General features: G+C 57.5%; 16 protein-coding genes and 1 tRNA gene. 8 read left to right on the plus strand and 9 right to left on the minus strand.

Translation table 11 applies throughout. The features are described from left to right. A complete protein-coding gene (locus AC1Q6X_RS17550) occupies nucleotides 1–939 on the minus strand; it encodes a glycosyltransferase family 2 protein (protein ID WP_492497931.1) in 939 nt (312 codons plus the stop codon). A 400-nt stretch (nucleotides 940–1,339) separates the two neighbouring features. After that, nucleotides 1,340–2,887 (minus strand): DEAD/DEAH box helicase, encoded by a 1,548-nt coding sequence (locus tag AC1Q6X_RS17555; RefSeq protein ID WP_492497932.1) that lies wholly within the window; start codon nucleotides 2,885–2,887, stop codon nucleotides 1,340–1,342. A 362-nt stretch (nucleotides 2,888–3,249) separates the two neighbouring features. On the opposite strand from AC1Q6X_RS17555, the gene AC1Q6X_RS17560 reads away from it, so the two are divergent. Then, nucleotides 3,250–3,468: an oxidoreductase-like domain-containing protein gene (locus AC1Q6X_RS17560; protein ID WP_492497933.1), complete on the plus strand. Its 219-nt coding sequence runs from the start codon at nucleotides 3,250–3,252 to the stop codon at nucleotides 3,466–3,468. A gap of 10 nt (nucleotides 3,469–3,478) precedes the next feature. On the opposite strand, the gene AC1Q6X_RS17565 is transcribed toward AC1Q6X_RS17560, so the two are convergent. After that, nucleotides 3,479–5,167, minus strand: a complete 1,689-nt coding sequence (locus AC1Q6X_RS17565; protein WP_492497934.1) for a methyl-accepting chemotaxis protein — start codon at nucleotides 5,165–5,167, stop codon at nucleotides 3,479–3,481. A 498-nt stretch (nucleotides 5,168–5,665) separates the two neighbouring features. Between AC1Q6X_RS17565 and AC1Q6X_RS17570 the strand changes: the two genes are divergently transcribed. The 5 genes from AC1Q6X_RS17570 (at nucleotide 5,666) to AC1Q6X_RS17590 (ending at nucleotide 8,900) form a co-directional block, all read left to right on the plus strand. Further along, nucleotides 5,666–6,385, plus strand: coding sequence for a Crp/Fnr family transcriptional regulator (locus AC1Q6X_RS17570; RefSeq protein ID WP_035828139.1), 720 nt, complete (start codon nucleotides 5,666–5,668; stop codon nucleotides 6,383–6,385). Nucleotides 6,386–6,565: 180 nt separating this feature from the next. Continuing rightward, nucleotides 6,566–7,228 (plus strand): hypothetical protein, encoded by a 663-nt coding sequence (locus AC1Q6X_RS17575; RefSeq protein WP_175444717.1) that lies wholly within the window; start codon nucleotides 6,566–6,568, stop codon nucleotides 7,226–7,228. Nucleotides 7,229–7,516: 288 nt separating this feature from the next. Further along, nucleotides 7,517–8,008: a DUF4265 domain-containing protein gene (locus AC1Q6X_RS17580; protein WP_070224354.1), complete on the plus strand. Its 492-nt coding sequence runs from the start codon at nucleotides 7,517–7,519 to the stop codon at nucleotides 8,006–8,008. A 32-nt stretch (nucleotides 8,009–8,040) separates the two neighbouring features. Continuing rightward, on the plus strand, nucleotides 8,041–8,502 hold the full coding sequence (locus AC1Q6X_RS17585; protein WP_492497935.1) for a BPSL0067 family protein: 462 nt from the start codon (nucleotides 8,041–8,043) through the stop codon (nucleotides 8,500–8,502). Then, entirely contained in the window at nucleotides 8,499–8,900 is a 402-nt protein-coding gene (locus AC1Q6X_RS17590) for an STY0301 family protein (RefSeq protein ID WP_492497936.1), read from the plus strand. The genes AC1Q6X_RS17585 and AC1Q6X_RS17590 overlap by 4 nt, the downstream gene beginning before the upstream one ends. A gap of 120 nt (nucleotides 8,901–9,020) precedes the next feature. On the opposite strand, the gene AC1Q6X_RS17595 is transcribed toward AC1Q6X_RS17590, so the two are convergent. Continuing rightward, nucleotides 9,021–9,746 (minus strand): pyridoxine 5'-phosphate synthase, encoded by a 726-nt coding sequence (locus tag AC1Q6X_RS17595; RefSeq protein ID WP_492497937.1) that lies wholly within the window; start codon nucleotides 9,744–9,746, stop codon nucleotides 9,021–9,023. 128 nt (nucleotides 9,747–9,874) lie between these two features. Here AC1Q6X_RS17595 and AC1Q6X_RS17600 point away from each other — a divergent pair, with 128 nt between their 5' ends. Then, nucleotides 9,875–10,588, plus strand: a complete 714-nt coding sequence (locus AC1Q6X_RS17600; RefSeq protein WP_492497938.1) for a YjjG family noncanonical pyrimidine nucleotidase — start codon at nucleotides 9,875–9,877, stop codon at nucleotides 10,586–10,588. A 97-nt stretch (nucleotides 10,589–10,685) separates the two neighbouring features. Continuing rightward, a complete protein-coding gene (locus AC1Q6X_RS17605) occupies nucleotides 10,686–11,174 on the plus strand; it encodes a DUF2726 domain-containing protein (RefSeq protein ID WP_492497939.1) in 489 nt (162 codons plus the stop codon). 15 nt (nucleotides 11,175–11,189) lie between these two features. On the opposite strand, the gene AC1Q6X_RS17610 is transcribed toward AC1Q6X_RS17605, so the two are convergent. The 5 genes from AC1Q6X_RS17610 to rpoD form a co-directional block, all read right to left on the minus strand. Continuing rightward, the gene (locus tag AC1Q6X_RS17610; protein ID WP_492497940.1) at nucleotides 11,190–11,525 is read right to left on the minus strand and encodes an FKBP-type peptidyl-prolyl cis-trans isomerase; all 336 of its coding nucleotides are present in this window, start codon (nucleotides 11,523–11,525) and stop codon (nucleotides 11,190–11,192) included. A 223-nt stretch (nucleotides 11,526–11,748) separates the two neighbouring features. After that, on the minus strand, nucleotides 11,749–12,675 hold the full coding sequence (locus tag AC1Q6X_RS17615; RefSeq protein WP_492497941.1) for an abortive infection family protein: 927 nt from the start codon (nucleotides 12,673–12,675) through the stop codon (nucleotides 11,749–11,751). Between the two features lie 65 nt (nucleotides 12,676–12,740). Beyond that, nucleotides 12,741–13,307 carry a site-specific integrase gene (locus AC1Q6X_RS17620; protein WP_492497942.1) on the minus strand — a complete coding sequence of 189 codons (567 nt, stop codon included), beginning with the start codon at nucleotides 13,305–13,307 and terminating at the stop codon, nucleotides 12,741–12,743. 440 nt (nucleotides 13,308–13,747) lie between these two features. Continuing rightward, nucleotides 13,748–13,826 (minus strand) — tRNA-Ile (locus tag AC1Q6X_RS17625). Nucleotides 13,827–13,936: 110 nt separating this feature from the next. Further along, nucleotides 13,937–16,177, minus strand: a complete 2,241-nt coding sequence (gene rpoD / locus AC1Q6X_RS17630) for an RNA polymerase sigma factor RpoD (RefSeq protein ID WP_070287785.1) — start codon at nucleotides 16,175–16,177, stop codon at nucleotides 13,937–13,939. Between the last annotated feature and the right edge of the window lie 404 nt (nucleotides 16,178–16,581).

The following is a 16,581-nucleotide window of genomic DNA, read 5'->3' on the forward strand; positions in this document are numbered from 1 at the left end:
TTATATTTTATTAAAAATTGCTGCGACGAAAAGGGCTACATTGCCCGTCCAATTTTGCCGACTGATGCCTGACTGCTTCAAGCGCAGCAGGCGCGGAAGTAGCCAAGTGCGCCGGGCCTCTGAAAAATCATCGAGGATCTGTTGATTTTCGCTGGTGAGGTGGCCATGCAGGCGCTGTAGCGCTGCGACATTGCGGTCATTCCAGTCTCTAAACCACCCATTCCAAAGACGCTTCAGGCGGGACATGCGAGCCCCCCAGCCGGCATTCGTGCCAACTAGGTTATCGCCGTGCTGGCGATAACGCAAGGACGGATAGGCATCATAAAATACCTTCCCGCCACAGCCTGCAACGACCATATAGACCCAACAATCATGCGAAATGACGTCGACATCATCGCCAGCCTCCTGCAACAACTTGCGTGCTGCAGCGTTAAATACCATCGTATTACCACCACCGATGCTTTGTATTAATGAATTCGGAAAACTTGGGGCGCGTGTGAACAGCGGCGAATAACCGATATGGTTGTTTCCCTCATCGACCAGACGAGCCCGGGAACAGTACAATGACGGCACTTGCTGGGGCACGGTGGATAGCCACGCCAGAGCTCGCTCCAACTTGTCAGCTTCCCATATATCATCCTGATCGGAGTAAGCATAGTACTCAGCCTCAATATCACTCCTGCACGTTAGCGAGAGAAAATTTGCGGCGAAACCAAGGCCTGGTCCCGGATGAATAGAAAGGCGGCCTTCGCCCCACTTGGCCTGATAAGCTTCCAGAATTGAATGGGTATCATCCTTGGACCCGTCGTCAGAAGCCCACACCTCCCAGTTGGGATATGATTGCGTTGCAAACGAATCGAGCTGATCACAAAGGTATTGCTGACCGTGATAGGTGCACAAAAGAATCGCGACCTTAGGTTTAACGCGGCTAGACTGCATATGATAAATACCCGAATATTGGCAAGATCAGTATTATTACAACTGTCCGCATATGGGCACAGAGCTTTTATTCACCAATCGCGTTACATTTGATACAAAATGTAACGAAAATGTATCACCTTGAGAAAACTAACCAAAAGTTAGACCCAAACAGCCAACTTCGCCACATTACCTAAAAAAACAAACAGGAAAAAGGGGAAATAAAACAAGCTGAGCAGCTAGTTATTTTATCAATTTGAGAACGACATCCTAATTGTAGCATTCACATTCCTAGCTGGCAATCTGCGCACTATTGAAATGCTCCTACCAAAGCAGGCGAATTCATATGGGATAAAAGCGGAACAGACATGCAGGCTGTCTGGGGAAACGGCACGGCAGTGTTGCATTTCCCCGACAATGATCAACCCTTGGCTAGACCACCCAAGAGAGCTGCCAGTTTCGGCTTCGGTTTCGGCGCAGGGAGATTGTTGCTAGCCACAGGTGCGGCGGCCTTAGCTGGCTCATACGGCCTGAGGAACCACGGATCAACCTTGTCGCGACGCGGCCCTGCAGAGAAGGGACGGCTGGCGCGGTCGGCCGGACGGCTCGCCGAACGCGTCTCGGCGTCGCCCGCGTAGCGGCTCTCGGACGGACGCGCCGGGCGTGCCTCGCCACCTTCGCTGCGGCGCGGCGGACGGCGCTCGCTGTCGCTGCTGCGGGCGGGCGCCGGGCTGAAGCCCGTCAATTCGCCGCGCTTGATGCTTTGCTTGATGAGTTTCTCGATATCGGCCAGCAAACGCTCGTCCTTATCCGAGTAGATCGAAATGGCGTCGCCCGAGGCGCCGGCGCGGCCCGTGCGGCCGATACGGTGCACATAGTCTTCCGCGTTGTACGGCAAGTCGAAGTTGATGACACAAGGCAGGTCGGAAATATCCAGGCCGCGCGCCGCCACGTCGGTCGCCACCAGCACGTCGATTTCGCCCTTCTTGAACGCCTCCAGCGCCGCCATGCGTTCCTGCTGGCTCTTGTCGCCGTGAATCGCCGTGGCGCTCATGCCTTCCTGCTCCAGCACGCGGGCCAGGCGCGAAGCGCCGATCTTGGTGTTCGAGAATACGATGACCTGCTTCAGGTCGCGCTGGCGCAGCAGATGGGCGACCAGGGCATGCTTCTGGTCTTCCGTCACCTTGTAGACCACTTGCGTGACCTTGTCGGCCGTCTGGTTGCTGCGCGCCACTTCGATCGTCAGCGGATCATTGAGGAAGGTGGCGGCAAGCTTCTTGATTTCTGGCGAGAACGTGGCCGAGAACATCAGGTTCTGGCGCTGTTTCGGCAACAAGTTGATGATGCGCTGCAAGTCCGGCAGGAAACCCATGTCCAGCATGCGGTCGGCCTCATCCATGACCAGCATCTGCACCTGGCTCAGGCTGATGTTCTTTTGCTCGATATGGTCGAGCAGGCGGCCCGGCGTGGCGATGACGATTTCCACGCCGCCGCGCAGGATGACGGTTTGCGGCTTCATATCCATGCCGCCGAAGACGACGGTCGAGCGCAGCGGCGTGTGCTTGGCGTAGGCCTTGACGTTCTCGGCCACCTGCACCGCCAGCTCACGCGTCGGCGTAAGGATCAGCGCGCGCACCGGGTGGCGCGCCGGCGACATGCTGCTGCTGGCGTGCGCCATCAGCAACTGGATGATCGGCAAGGAAAAACCGGCCGTCTTGCCGGTGCCCGTTTGCGCGGCGCCCATCACATCGCGGCCTTGCAGCACCACGGGGATCGCTTGTTCCTGGATCGGTGTCGGATGGGTGTAACCCTGGTCGGTCAAGGCGCGCTGGATTTCAGGCGCGAGGCCAAAGTCGGCAAAGGTCAGGCTGGGAGCAGCGGATGCGGCAGGTGCAGGCGCAGCGGCGGCGGGCGCCGCTTCAGGGGCAATCGCCGGGCTGGGCTTAGGAGTCGATTCGGTTTCAGACATAAATTTTCTGGTGTGCCTCCGCACTGCGGAAGCCATGCTTTCTCAATAAACAACATTTCGGGGCACAGGCAGCTCCGTCTTGCAAGCCATGGATCATTGTTCTTGCGGCACCTCCGTGCTCCGGGACATGCTGTAGGGCGTATGCGGGAGCGTCGAAGAGATGTGCTGCGATGGCGGCGGAGATCGCGCCGGCGGAACATCGCGCGCAGAAGATACAATATCAGTGCTGTAAACGATACCCTAATTCACCGCAACTGTACACGGAAACCGTGATTTTTGAGCAAAAAGCGTTCCAGCAATAGCCTGCCGGGATGCCGTATCATGGCAGCTCCGATGCCAGCTCCGCCGTCCCTGCCCTCACCATGCCCACCCCGCCTTTCCCCCTCGATCCGCAACCGCAGCCGCCCAGCAAACCGGGCAACGACGAGTGCTGCCACAGCGGCTGCACCTTTTGCGTACTGGAAATGTACCAGGAGGACCTGGCCGCCTACGAAGCAGCCCTGAAGGCGTGGCAACAGCGCCAGCAAGCCGCTGCCGCGCCCGCTGCCCAGAGCGTCAGGAAGCCGCGCAAGCGCGCTTAACTTAATTCAATTAAAAGCTTTCCCACTCATCCACTGGCGCCGTGCGGCGCGCCGTACTGGCCAGTTGACGAGGCGCAACTGCCGGCGTCACGGCTGCCGACGCCTTGACAGCCTTGACAGGGGCACGCGGCCGGTTTGCGGCGGCGCTGGCCGCATCGAGCTTGAAGATGCTGACCACCTCGCTCAGGCTGGCGGCCTGCTCCTGCATCGACTCGGCCGCCGCGGCAGCCTCTTCCACCAGGGCCGCATTTTGCTGCGTCACCTGGTCCATCTGGGTGATGGCCTGGTTAACCTGCTCGATACCGGCGCTCTGCTCGCTGCTGGCGGCCGTGATCTCGCTCATGATGTCCGTCACGCGGGTGATGCTGGCAACGATGTCATCCATCGTGCGGCCCGCCTGATCCACCAGTTTCGAGCCCGCCTCGACTTTCTCGACCGAATCGCCGATCAGGACCTTGATATCCTTGGCCGCCGCGGCCGAGCGTTGCGCCAGGTTGCGCACTTCCGTGGCGACGACGGCAAAGCCGCGCCCCTGCTCGCCTGCGCGCGCCGCCTCGACGGCCGCATTCAGGGCCAGAATATTGGTCTGGAAAGCAATCCCGTCGATGACGGCGATGATGTCGACGATCTTGCGCGACGAGGCATTGATCGACGCCATCGTGCCCACCACTTCGCTGACCACCTTGCCGCCTTCGATGGCGATGCTCGACGAGGTCTGCGCCATGGTGTTGGCCTGGCGCGCATTGTCCGCGTTCTGCTTCACGGTCGAGGTCAGCTCTTCCATTGACGAAGCCGTTTCTTCCAGCGAACTGGCCTGCTCTTCCGTGCGCGACGACAAATCCTGGTTGCCGGCCGCGATCTGGCTCGACGCCGTGGCGATGGTATCGGTGCCGCCGCGTACCTGGCCCACCAGGTTTTGCAGGCTGGCATTCATGTCTTTCAGGGCTTGCATCAACTGCCCCGTTTCGTCTTGCGATCGCACAACGATATGCGCCGTCAAGTCGCCAGCCGCCACCCGGCGCGCCACGCCGACGGCCTCGATCAACGGACGCGCCACGCTGCGCGCCACCCACAGCGCCAGCAGCATGCCGATGATGACGATGCCCGCCACCAAGCCGATCAGGCTGGCGCGCGAGGCCGCATAGGTTGCGTCCGCGCCGGCGCTCGAGCGCACGCCGCCGTCCGTGTTAATCGCCACCAGTTTATCGAGCGCCGCCATCATGTCCGTCATCACCTGGGCCGACGGTCCCACGGCCAGCGCGCGCGCCTCTTCCTTTTTCATCTCGCGCGACAGGCTCAGCATGGTTGCATGCAGGCGCATGAATTCATCATTGAGCGCCAGGAAGCGCTCGAACACTTCCTTCTCGCCCGGTTCGGAAATCAGGCCGCGGTACTTGTCGGCATCGGCCTTCAGCCTGGCCTGGGTTTCCGTCATGCGCGTTTCGTTCTGCGCCATGTCGGCATCCTGCGCGGCCAGCATGTGCGCCAGTTCCCAGCGGCGGAAATCGCTGACATCGCTGCGCATGGACATGGCCGCCAGCACGCTGGGCATCCAGTTGTCGGACAGGTCCGTCGACGCGGTATTGATGCGCGCCATGGAAAAGATCGCCGACACGCCCAGCGCGGCCGTCAGCAGCAGCACGGCGCCAAACGACAAGATCAGCTTGGTGGCAATTTTCAGATCAAAAAACCATTTCATGCGTTGCGTTCCTTCATTAACAGGTAAACGGGATAAGACAGGCGCGCACCAACACGGCGCAGGTAATGCGGCGGCTCATACCGAAACGCCGGTTAAATTTCCGTAAGGCAACATTTTATCACCGACGCACTGCAACGCAGAGTGGTTTGATCGCAGCATGCGGCCAAAGTTCAGGTGTAGCGGGCAGCGCGCCGCATTTTTGTCCAAACACGGTTGTTTCCAAACGGGAAAATGAAGAGCGGGCGTAGGAGTTGGATGACACGGGGCAATGTTCCTAGCCTACATAAGCACGTCGGCTCATCCGATGCCCGTCATTGCCCCCTGGTTCTATAGTGGATACAAGATTCAGCACAACGCTAGCAAGCCAGAAAAGCAGCGCCATCCAACAAAATCAGAAGACGAGGCCCTACCATGTACAAAGCTTATAGCAACCTGACACCAGCAACGAATAGCCACGCAGCCGCCCAGCACAACTGGCAAGCCGCTCCGGCCACACCCATGATCAGCATCACGGGCGCCCAACAGAACGAATTGCTGCGCGCCTTGTCGCGCGCCGATCTGGAGCGCCTGTTTTGCCAGCTGGAATTGGTCGCTTTGCCTGCCGGCAAGCACCTGTTCGATTGCGGCGGCAAGATTGAATACACGTACTTCCCCACCAACGCCATCGTTTCCCTGCTGTATGTGATGGAAGACGGCGCCACCACCGAGATCGCCGTCATCGGCCGCGAAGGCGTGGCTGGCGTGGTGCTGTACGAAGCCGAGCGCGCCACCTGCACCGCCATCGTACAGACGGCAGGCTACGGCTACCGCCTGAAAACAGCCTTCCTGCGTGAAGTGTTCAATGAAGGCGGCGCGCTGGCGCAATTGCTGATGCGCTACACCAGCGCCATGTTTGCGCAAATGGCGCAGAACGTGGTGGGCGGGCGTCATTGCAGCATCGAACAAAAACTGTGCCGCTGGCTGCTGGACCGCCTCGACCGTTCCCTGTCGAACGAACTGAAAGTCACGCAAGACACCATGGCCAACATGCTGGGCGTGCGCCGCGAAAGCGTCACCGTCACGGCGCGCAAGCTGCAGGATGAAGGCCTGATCCAGTACCGTCGCGGCACGGTCGAAGTGCTCGACCGCGAAGGCCTGGAAGCGGCCGCCGGCAATTGCTATAAAGCCGCACGCGCCGGTTTCGAACAATTCCGCAGCGGCATCAGCGCACACAATTAAGCCACGTCGCAAGCTGATGCGGCAGGAAAGCAACACCTTTGTAGCACCATTTGCCACTTCGTCTTGCTTGGCAACAATCCAGCCTCTATTATTCTCGTTGAAATTACCCAATTGAAACTTTAGTTTCAATTGGGTAATTTATCGCGTAAATAATTAGATCAACGACTGGAGTCAGTAAGCATGAAACAGCAATACCTGATCGCCGCCCTACTGGCAGGCATGTTCTGCGCAAGCCAAGCCCAGGCAGAAATCGCCATCGCCGCCGACCTGGGTACGACTGGCGTCGGCGCCCACCTGAGCGTGCCGCTGCAATCGAATCTGAATGCCCGTTTTGGCGTCGGCTTCCTGAATTACTCCTACGACTCCAGCACCGAAGACGTCGACTACAAGCTGAAACTCAAGCTGCGCACCTTCGATGCCTTGCTCGACTACTTCCCCATGGACGGCGCCTTCCGCGTGAGCGCCGGCGTCGTGTACAACGGCAATAAAATCGATGCCAAAGGCAAGCCGAACAAAAGCGGCAGCTACACATTGAACGGCAACACCTATACGGCGGCCAGCGCTGGCCAGCTGGACGGCACCATCGATTTCCGCAAGGTCGCACCCTACATCGGCATCGGCTGGGGCAACCCGGTGAAAGAGGCCGGCTGGAGCATTTCCAGCGACATCGGCGTATTGTTCCAGGGTTCGCCGAAAACCTCGCTGCACAATACCGGCTGCGACCCGCTGGTCTGTGCCGCCCTGAAAACGGACGTTGCCGCTGAAAACGAAAAACTGTCCGACAAGGTCAAGGATTTCAAGGCGTATCCAGTGCTGCGCATCAGTGCCAGCTACCGCTTCTAAGCTGGGGCCAACCCGCCTGGCATGATATCGAGGCACGCTGCGGCGTGCCTTTTGCATATTCCGTGTTCTTGAAACGCCGCAGGCCAAGCATTGCGACAAGGGCGCATAACTGGCACTTCGAACCGCACAGGCCACATAAACAACCACCTGCCGGCACGGCATTCCCGATTGCGTCTCCCCGTCTGCACTGTTGCATACCCCGCCAGCAAACACCTAGCCGGTACAATATTGCCATATACCCCTACCTGGCGTCCTGCGGCGCATTGCGCCGGCACTATGAAAGAATAAATGGAAGACATTAATTGCGAAGGCTTGCCGCACATCCGCGTACTGGCAGGCGAAAACACCAGCGGTCCCGTGTATGAAACCCTGCCCGCGCGCCAGATCGACGAACACGTCTACGAACTGCTGGCCTCGCCCGGCCTGACCCTGAACCTGGCGCGCGGCGACATCGTCAACATCGCCAATCCGCTCGCCCCCGCCGAAGTCTTAAAGCGCGGTGGCAACTTCTGCATCCAGATCTACGCCGACGATGTGCCGCAAGCAGCAGTGGACCAGCTCGAACGCGACGTGCAAAGCCAGCTGGGCGGCACCATGGACGGCCAGTACAAGGGCAACCTCACCTTCAGCGTGCCGGGACACCACGGCATCTACAACGTCAACGGTCCCTTTGACGCCTTCCGCGAGGCAACGGGCGTGGAATGGTACTTCGCCAATATCTACGTCAACCTCGATGACGACGATGATGAAACCTTGCTCAACTGGTGGGTGGATATGTAAGGTTGTCCGTGCACCAGGCGGGGCCATGACACATGTCAATGTTCTGTATTGCTCTGGCACACATCAAGCTGCTTGCCCGCGCCTTGCATACGCTCTCCCTATCGTCAGCCACAGAGCGCAACGCTATGCCCTACATTGCGCGTGCCGATTATGCGAAGCAAAAAGAGTTCGTGGGAAATGGCGAGTGCGTTACCCTGGTCAGGCACCTCACCGGCGCCCGTGCCTCATCGCTTTGGCGCGAAGGAGACAATGTGCCGGATCTGCTGGAACAAGGCGGTATCGCGAAAGGTACAGTGATTGCCACCTTCGTCAACGGCCGCTATCCGAATCTGCGGCAGGGCAATCATGCGGCGCTGCTCATCCGCCAGGTGCCTGGCGGCATAGAAATTTTCGACCAGTGGCGTAACCACAAGCCCAGCGCCCGCGTGATCTACTTCGGCCGTTCGGCGGCGGGGGCATCGAATCGTCCCGAACTCTATTCGGTAGTGGAATGAAGCCGCTCGCACTGTTGGTATTGGCCATCGCTGCCGCAGCGATGCGGCCAGCTGCCGCGGCCCCCATTGCATCCGTGTCTTGCCCGCAAGCGCCTCCCTCAAGCTGGAACCTGCCAGCCGCCAGGCTCGACAGCGTACGCGTGCTGTCCTATCCGGCGGATCAGCCGCCAGCAGTTGGCGAAGCGTTGCCTATCCTGGCCCCGGACAAGGAATGGACACGCAACGGCACCTTGCATCAACGCTGGGACATCAATTTTGATGCACCCGAGTATCTGTTTCAGGTGGACTGCCTGTATGCCGGTACCGAACGCTACCTGCGCATGGCTTTGCCAGGCGTCAAACAGTGCGTTGCAGCCATTACACAGCAAACGAAAATAGTCAGTTTTCAGTGCAAATAGTGCGCTCAATACCACTGCTCAAGCCACTCCCCGCAGTTGCGTCAAACATGCAAAAATCCATTCAGAAATGACTGGTAAGCAAGGTCAGCAAGCGGCAAGCGCGTTCGATGTGCGGCAGCCCTACGATTGACATATCTCAAGGTAGCGTCCCAGCACCTTGTCCATGCCTTGCTCGATGCACTCGACCACCAGCGCGTGGCCGATCGACACCTCCAGGATGCCGGGAATGTCCAGGAAGCGCGCCAGGTTATGCAAATCGAGGTCGTGCCCCGCATTCACGCCCAGGTCCAGCGCCTGTGCCCGCCGCGCCGCCTGCAGATACGTGTCAAACACGGCCTCGGCCTGCCCGCCGCCATAACTCTCGGCAAACCGTTCCGTGTACAGCTCGACCCGCGCCGCGCCCACCTCGCGCGCCCATTCCAGCGCCGGATAGTCGGCATCGACGAACAGGCTGACGCGGATGCCCAGGTCGTTCAATTCCCCAATAACGGGGCGCAACAGCGCCGCGTGCCGTTCGATGTCCCAGCCGTGATCGGACGTCAGCTGGCCCGGCATATCGGGCACCAGGGTGCATTGCGCCGGGCGCGCGCTTTTCACCACGTCCAAAAAGTCCGCCGCCGGATAGCCCTCCACGTTGAGTTCGCGCCCCCGTTCCGCGCACAGGCGCTGCAAGGCGGCAACATCATCGTAGCGCGCATGGCGCTGGTCCGGGCGCGGGTGCAAGGTGATGCCTGCCGCGCCCAGGTCGAGAAAGCGCGCGGAAAACGCGAGCAGGTCCGGGAAATTGCGGCCGCGCGAATTGCGCAGCAGGGCGATTTTATTGACGTTGACGGAGAGCTGGGTCATGAAAGGAATGAAGTGAAAGTGACGGGTCCGGCAGCGATTGTAGCGGATCGCCCGCGCAGGGCACGGCCAACCGAACTCAGCGCTACGTGCTACGATGCAAGACAAGTTCCACGCTTTCAATACATACCATGACCTACCAGCTATTCCTGTTTGACCTCGACGATACCCTGCTCGACTTCCGCGCGTCCGAAAAACGCTCGTTTCTGCACACCATGCACGAACTGGGCTTGCGCGACGGCATCGACGCGCTGTTTACCCAGTACCAGGCGATCAACGTCGACCTGTGGAAACGTTTCGAGACGGGTGAGGTGAGCAAGGATTTCCTGAAGGTGGAACGCTTCCGCAAGACGTTTGCGCTGAACGGCATCGCCATCGACCCGGAACTGGCCAGCCGCTTGTATCTGGAATCGCTGCCGGACACGGTCGTGCTCATCGATGGCGCCAAGCAAGTGTGCGAAACGCTGTCGCGCATTGGCGAAGTGGGCATCATCACCAACGGCGTCGACGCCATCCAGAACCGCCGCATCGCCGCCTCCGGCCTGAGCGACTACATCTCCTTCGTCGCCACCTCCGAAGCGTGCGGCCACGCCAAGCCGGACGTGCGCTTCTTCGAATACGCGGCCAACATGGCGCGCGCATTCAACAAGGAAACGACCATCATCATCGGCGACCGGCTAGACGCCGACATCCTGGGCGCCAACCGCTACGGCATAGCCAGCTGCTGGTTCAACCCGGACGGCATGGGCAACACCTCGGCCGCCATCCCCACCTGTGAAGTCGCCAGCCTGCACGAGATCGCGCCGCTGCTGGGCATGATGCAGGTCAACCTGAAACAGGCTTGATCTTCCACAAGCGCACCATCTGAAATACGCTGGCGGCGGCACGAAAACACGCCGCTGTTCGCGTACCATCAGGGCTCGTCCATTCTGGTACCAGCCCATGCCTTCCTACACCGTCCTGATCGCCATCGCGGCAGTGATCCTGTTCCTTGCCATGCTGGCCACGCGCCAGGCTGCGAAATCTCGCAGGCCGCTGCGTCTGCAAAGAAAACCCGTCATGACAACACGCGAACAGCAGATGTACCACCTGCTGCAAACGGCCTTGCCGGAATGCACGGTGCTGGCGCAAGTGGCGTTTTCCGCACTGGTGACGGCGCAGGGACGGGCAAACAGAAACCGTTTCGACCGCAAGGTGGCCGATTTTGTGCTGTGCAGCCAGCAACTGCACGTCATCGCCGTGATCGAACTGGACGACCGCAGCCACGCCGGCCGCGAACGCCAGGACAAGGAGCGCGACGCCATGCTCAGGCTGGCCGGCTACGTGACCTTGCGCTATGCCAATTTCCCCACGCAGCAGGCGCTGCGCGCCGACATCGAGCAACTGTTCACGCAACAAGCCGGAGCGAAGGCAAGCGCCCTGCCCGCCTGATTGCGCGTCAAGCGATCAATCGCGTGTCAGCACTTCCAGCAATTCAATCTCGAAGATCAAATTGGCATGCGGCGGAATCAAGCCCACCTGCCGCTCGCCATAGGCCAGCGCCGCCGGCACCCACAGCTTGCGCGTGCCGCCCACCTGCATGCCGTGCAAACCCAGAATCCAACCCTGAATGACCTTGTTATTGCTCAACACACAGCGAAACGGCTCGCCCCGCTTGTGCGACGAGTCAAACTCCGTGCCGTCTTCCAGCCAGCCCCGGTAATGCGCCGTAATCAGAGCGCCGCGCGCCGCCGCCTTGCCGTCGCCCACCACGATATCGTCAATCTTCACTTCAGCAGTCATCTCGTTTCATCCTTCGTCAATCGCTATGCCGCGATTGTACGACAGCACGAAAAAAGCCCCGGCAGTGGCCCGCCGGGGCGTATTCTAATATTGCTCAATTCTGGTGAGTCTCCCGTGAATCGAATACGGCATCAATGGATTATGAGACACATGCTCTACCAATGCTCAATAAAATGTAAGGCAACACACAGTACTCTTCAGACAATACACTAAAATCTAAAAATCATGAAATGGAATTATTCGCTTCCACCAAAAATAATATAGTAGTAGCCGTCATATTTAACGTATATCTTACCAAATATTCTGGCACAACTACCGGATCGACACCTTGTCCATGCCCACCATTTTTATTCCTCAACGTAGGAACGCCACTTTCGATAGTTGAGCGCAATGATGAGAAATGAGACTCCAAATATGATGAAATAAGTCCTCTATCAAAGCATATTGATATGAGATTCTTTGCAGTATCACCTGGCCTGAACTCCCACCGCCTGACCACACAAATAGCCTTCATCGTACTTTCAAGAGCTTTAAGAGAGTCAACAAGGGATTCTTTATATCGTCCATGCCGATAATGTTCATGCGCACTTAAAAACTCCTCATTTGCACCTGAATATTCAGAACCTCGCAAAAATGCCAATGTCGGCTTTATTACCTCAGCATGGACAAATTCGGAATCAACCCTAATTATTTCATCACTCTCAAACTGAAATCCTACAGCATGCTCCTTGAACCTTGAATTTAAGTCTTGAAGCGCCTCATCAGGACTAGATTTCCTAGTAGTTTTAGAGGAATAATATGAATTCCCCCTTAGAAATATACTAATTTTTCTAAATGCAACCTCCACAGCATCAAAAAATCTTTCTATATCAGACTCATTTAAAATAAAATATAAAAATGCATCTCTTTTATCATGATTACCCTTTTGAAGTTCAAATACTCCATATTCTTTACATAGCGAATCATGCATTTTCTCATAGAGGTTTTTTGCCATATAGCTCCCATAAACAGAATCCCAACCTATAGCGTCAGAAATTATATGGACTATTTGAACTCTTAACTCCCCTGGAATATTATCATATACATAAACATCAGAATATTCTCCTCTCTCACGCTTTCTTCTTTTTGAAAAAATATCAAGTATGGCCATAGAACCCCAATCACTTTTAAATAACTCATAAAAATAAAACGAAAATCGCAAAAATATTCAACATTTCATTTAATTAGAAAAGGTAATTTTTCTGCATACGCTGCCAGATGAGATGCAGAGAAATGTGCGTATCTCCGTACCATTTGAGAACTCTCCCAGCCACCAAGCTCCTGTAAAACATTCAAAGGCGTACCGTTCTGCACATGCCAGCTAGTCCACGTATGCCGCAAATCGTGCCAACGAAAATCCTCGATACCACATCGTTTCAACGCTTTATACCATGCGGCCGTTGTAACTTGAGCCACAGGCTCACCTTTATAGCTAAAAACTCTTACAGGGTGCTTGCCAAGCTGCAGCGCAACGATACGTAGAGCATCAACATTTAGAGGCACAGCAATTGCTCTTCGGGTTTTAGATTGATCTGGATGTATCCAGGCAAGCCTCCTAGATAAGTCAACTTGCGCCCAACATAACGCTGTCACATTGCTCTTACGAAGACCAGTCGCCAACGAAAATGCTGTCATTTCTGCGAGGTGCGGCGGTAGTTGCAATAAGAGCGATTCCGCCTGCCCTTTTGTGAGATAGCGAACACGACGTACAGGCTCCCGCAAAAGCCGCACTTTTGGCACCACTGGCAACCATTCCCAGTCTACAGAAGCCCTAATTAAGATCGAACGCAGAGTTGACAGGGTCAGGTCCGCAATTCAGACACAAGCACAACCATAGCCGCATTGAAAATGCGGTGATGACCTGCGGCGTACTCAATTGCAAATACAAGATCGAACGGCTGGTAAAGTAGGGTGGCAGGGTCAGGTCCGCCATTCAGACACAAGCCCAACCATAGCCGCATTGAACAACGATAATGACCTGTAGCGTACTTAATTGCAAATACAAGGTCGAACGGCAGGCAAAGTGCACAGCACCTCCTATGCACTCCGTACCGATATAAGATGAAATTAGTGACAAAGCCAGAACCAGCCCATCCAAACGACCAAACCTTGCGCTGATTGTCTCGCGCATAAAAAAGCCCCAGCAGTCACCCGCTGGGGCTAATTCTATTAATGCAAAATTCTGGTGGGCCTCCCGTGAGTCGAACACGGCACCAACGGATTATGAGTCCGCTGCTCTAACCAAGCATGAGCTAGAGGCCCAAGGGACTGCGGCGTGGCGGCGCTGTTGAAAACCCGCCTCGCGCGGCCGTTTTGGAAACGGACACGCGAGGATAGGGGTATCAGGGGCGTACGTCAAGCCCTATTGGCTTCTAGTTGCCTTCCAAGAAGCTTTTCAGCTTGTCGGAGCGCGATGGGTGGCGCAGCTTGCGCAGCGCCTTGGCTTCGATCTGGCGGATGCGCTCGCGCGTCACGTCAAATTGCTTGCCCACTTCTTCCAAGGTGTGGTCGGTGGACATCTCGATGCCGAAACGCATGCGCAGCACTTTCGCTTCGCGTGGCGTCAGGGAATCGAGCACGTCCTTGACCACGCCCCGCATGGACGCGTGCAGCGCTGCGTCGGCCGGCGCCAGGGTGTTGTTGTCCTCGATGAAGTCGCCCAGGTGCGAATCGTCGTCGTCGCCGATCGGCGTTTCCATCGAAATCGGTTCCTTGGCGATTTTCATGATCTTGCGGATCTTGTCCTCGGGCATCTCCATCTTGATCGCCAGAGTGGCCGGATCGGGCTCCGCGCCTGTTTCCTGCAGGATCTGGCGGGAAATCCGGTTCATCTTGTTGATCGTCTCGATCATGTGCACGGGAATGCGGATCGTGCGCGCCTGGTCGGCGATCGAGCGGGTAATCGCCTGGCGGATCCACCAGGTCGCATACGTCGAGAACTTGTAGCCGCGGCGGTACTCGAACTTGTCGACGGCCTTCATCAGGCCGATATTGCCTTCCTGGATCAAATCGAGGAATTGCAGGCCCCGGTTCGTGTATTTCTTGGCGATCGAAATAACCAGGCGCAAGTTGGCCTCCGTCATTTCGCGCTTGGCCTTGCGCGCCTTCATTTCACCGGCCGCCATCTGGCGGTTGATATTGCGCAAGTCCGGCAGCGGCAAGACGACGCGCGCCTGCAGGTCGATCAGGCGCTGCTGCAGTTCCTTGACGGTCGGAATGTTGCGGCCCAGGATGGCGCTGTACGCGTGTCCTGCGTTGACTTCGCCATCGACCCAGTCCAGATTGGTTTCATTGCCCGGGAAGACCTTGATGAAGTGGGCGCGCGGCATGCCGCAGCGGTTCACGGCCACGTCGAGGATCTGTTTCTCGATATGGCGCACTTCATCGACCTGGCCGCGCAAGGTGTCGCACAGCTTTTCCACGACCTTGGCCGTGAAGCGGATACCCAGCAACTCTTGCGAAATGGCTTCCTGCGCCTTGGCGTACGGTTTCGAGTTGTAGCCTTCTTTTTCGAAAGCGCGGCGCATCTTGTCGAATTGCTGCGAAATGACGGCGAATTTTTCCAGCGCCGTGCGTTTCAGGGTTTCCAGCTGTTCAGCCGAGAAACCGGCGGCGCCCGAAGCGCTCGCTTCTTCTTCCTCTTCTTCTTCCTCTTCTTCCGCTTCGCCTTCTTCCTCGTCTTCTTCGACGGGAGCGGACACGACAGGAGCGGCGGCGACCGGTTCGTTTTCATCGACGAGACCGTCGACGATTTCGTCGATCTTGATCTCTTCGTTGGCGATGCGGTCGGCGGCGGCGATGATCTCGGCAATCGTCACGGGGCAGGCGGAAATGGCCTGGATCATGTCTTTCAAGCCATCTTCGATGCGCTTGGCAATCTCGATCTCGCCTTCGCGCGTCAGCAGCTCGACCGAGCCCATCTCGCGCATGTACATGCGCACGGGATCGGTGGTGCGGCCGAAATCGGAGTCGACGGTCGACAATGCGGCCTCGGCCGCCGCTTCCGCCTCGTCGTCGCTGGTGACGACGGCAACGTTATCGGACAGCAACAAGGTTTCCGCATCAGGCGCGTGTTCGTAGACGGCGATGCCCATGTCATTGAAGGTACCGATGATGCCTTCGATGGCTTCCGGATCGACGATGTTTTCGGGCAAGTGATCGTTGATTTCCGCATACGTCAGGAAACCGCGTTCCTTGCCGAACTTGATCAGGGTCTTGAGTTTCTGGCGCCGGCGCTCGAGTTCTTCTTCGCTCGCTTCCGTGTCGGACGAGAACGCGTCCTTCAGCAGCGCGCGCTCTTTCGCCTTGCGGTCCTTGGCCTTGGCCTTGTCGACGGCCTTCAGTTCGGCCCGCTCGACGGCGTTCAGGGCGGCGACTTCATCATTTTCTGGCTGGAATTCTTTTGGCTTGCGGCCGCGGCGGCCTGGCACTTTTACCGACGGCAAGACATAACCGGACGTATCGATGGCCGCCAGGGTAGCGGCGTCGGTGGTCTGGCTGACCACGGGCGCGCTGGTCACGCGCGCTTCTGGCCGGTCGAGCGCCTTTTCGGCTTTCGTGGTAACTTTAGTGGGCTTTGCAGCCGCTTTGGATTCGGGTTTCTTGATTGGCACAGGCGCTTTCGATTACACAACGACTTGCTTTACGGTGGATTAGGATAAAGTTTGCTGCCAGTTCCCTGTCTACCTGCGGGAACCACCATCTTCGAACCTGCCGACTACGCAAATTCGACACTGTTACGTTACTTACACCTCATCGGCCACGATCCGCGGGAAGCGCAGCAATTCCTGTCCACCGGCTGTTGCCAGCCGCCTCGGCAAAAATTCCTGCATCGACCGCGTTGGGAGCGAGAGCCTGGCGCGGCTTGCCAGCGTCCGCGAGCCTTGCCCGCAACGCCGAAAGCGCCAGTTGGCCCTGGCTGCCGACACGATCCACCGCGCCGATCAAGAGCCTAACTTACTGAAAACAAATACTATTTACGAAACAGAACTAGCTTGCCAAAGCACACAATACTTAG

It is taken from the genome of Janthinobacterium sp. GW823-FHT06H09, assembly GCF_058794735.1.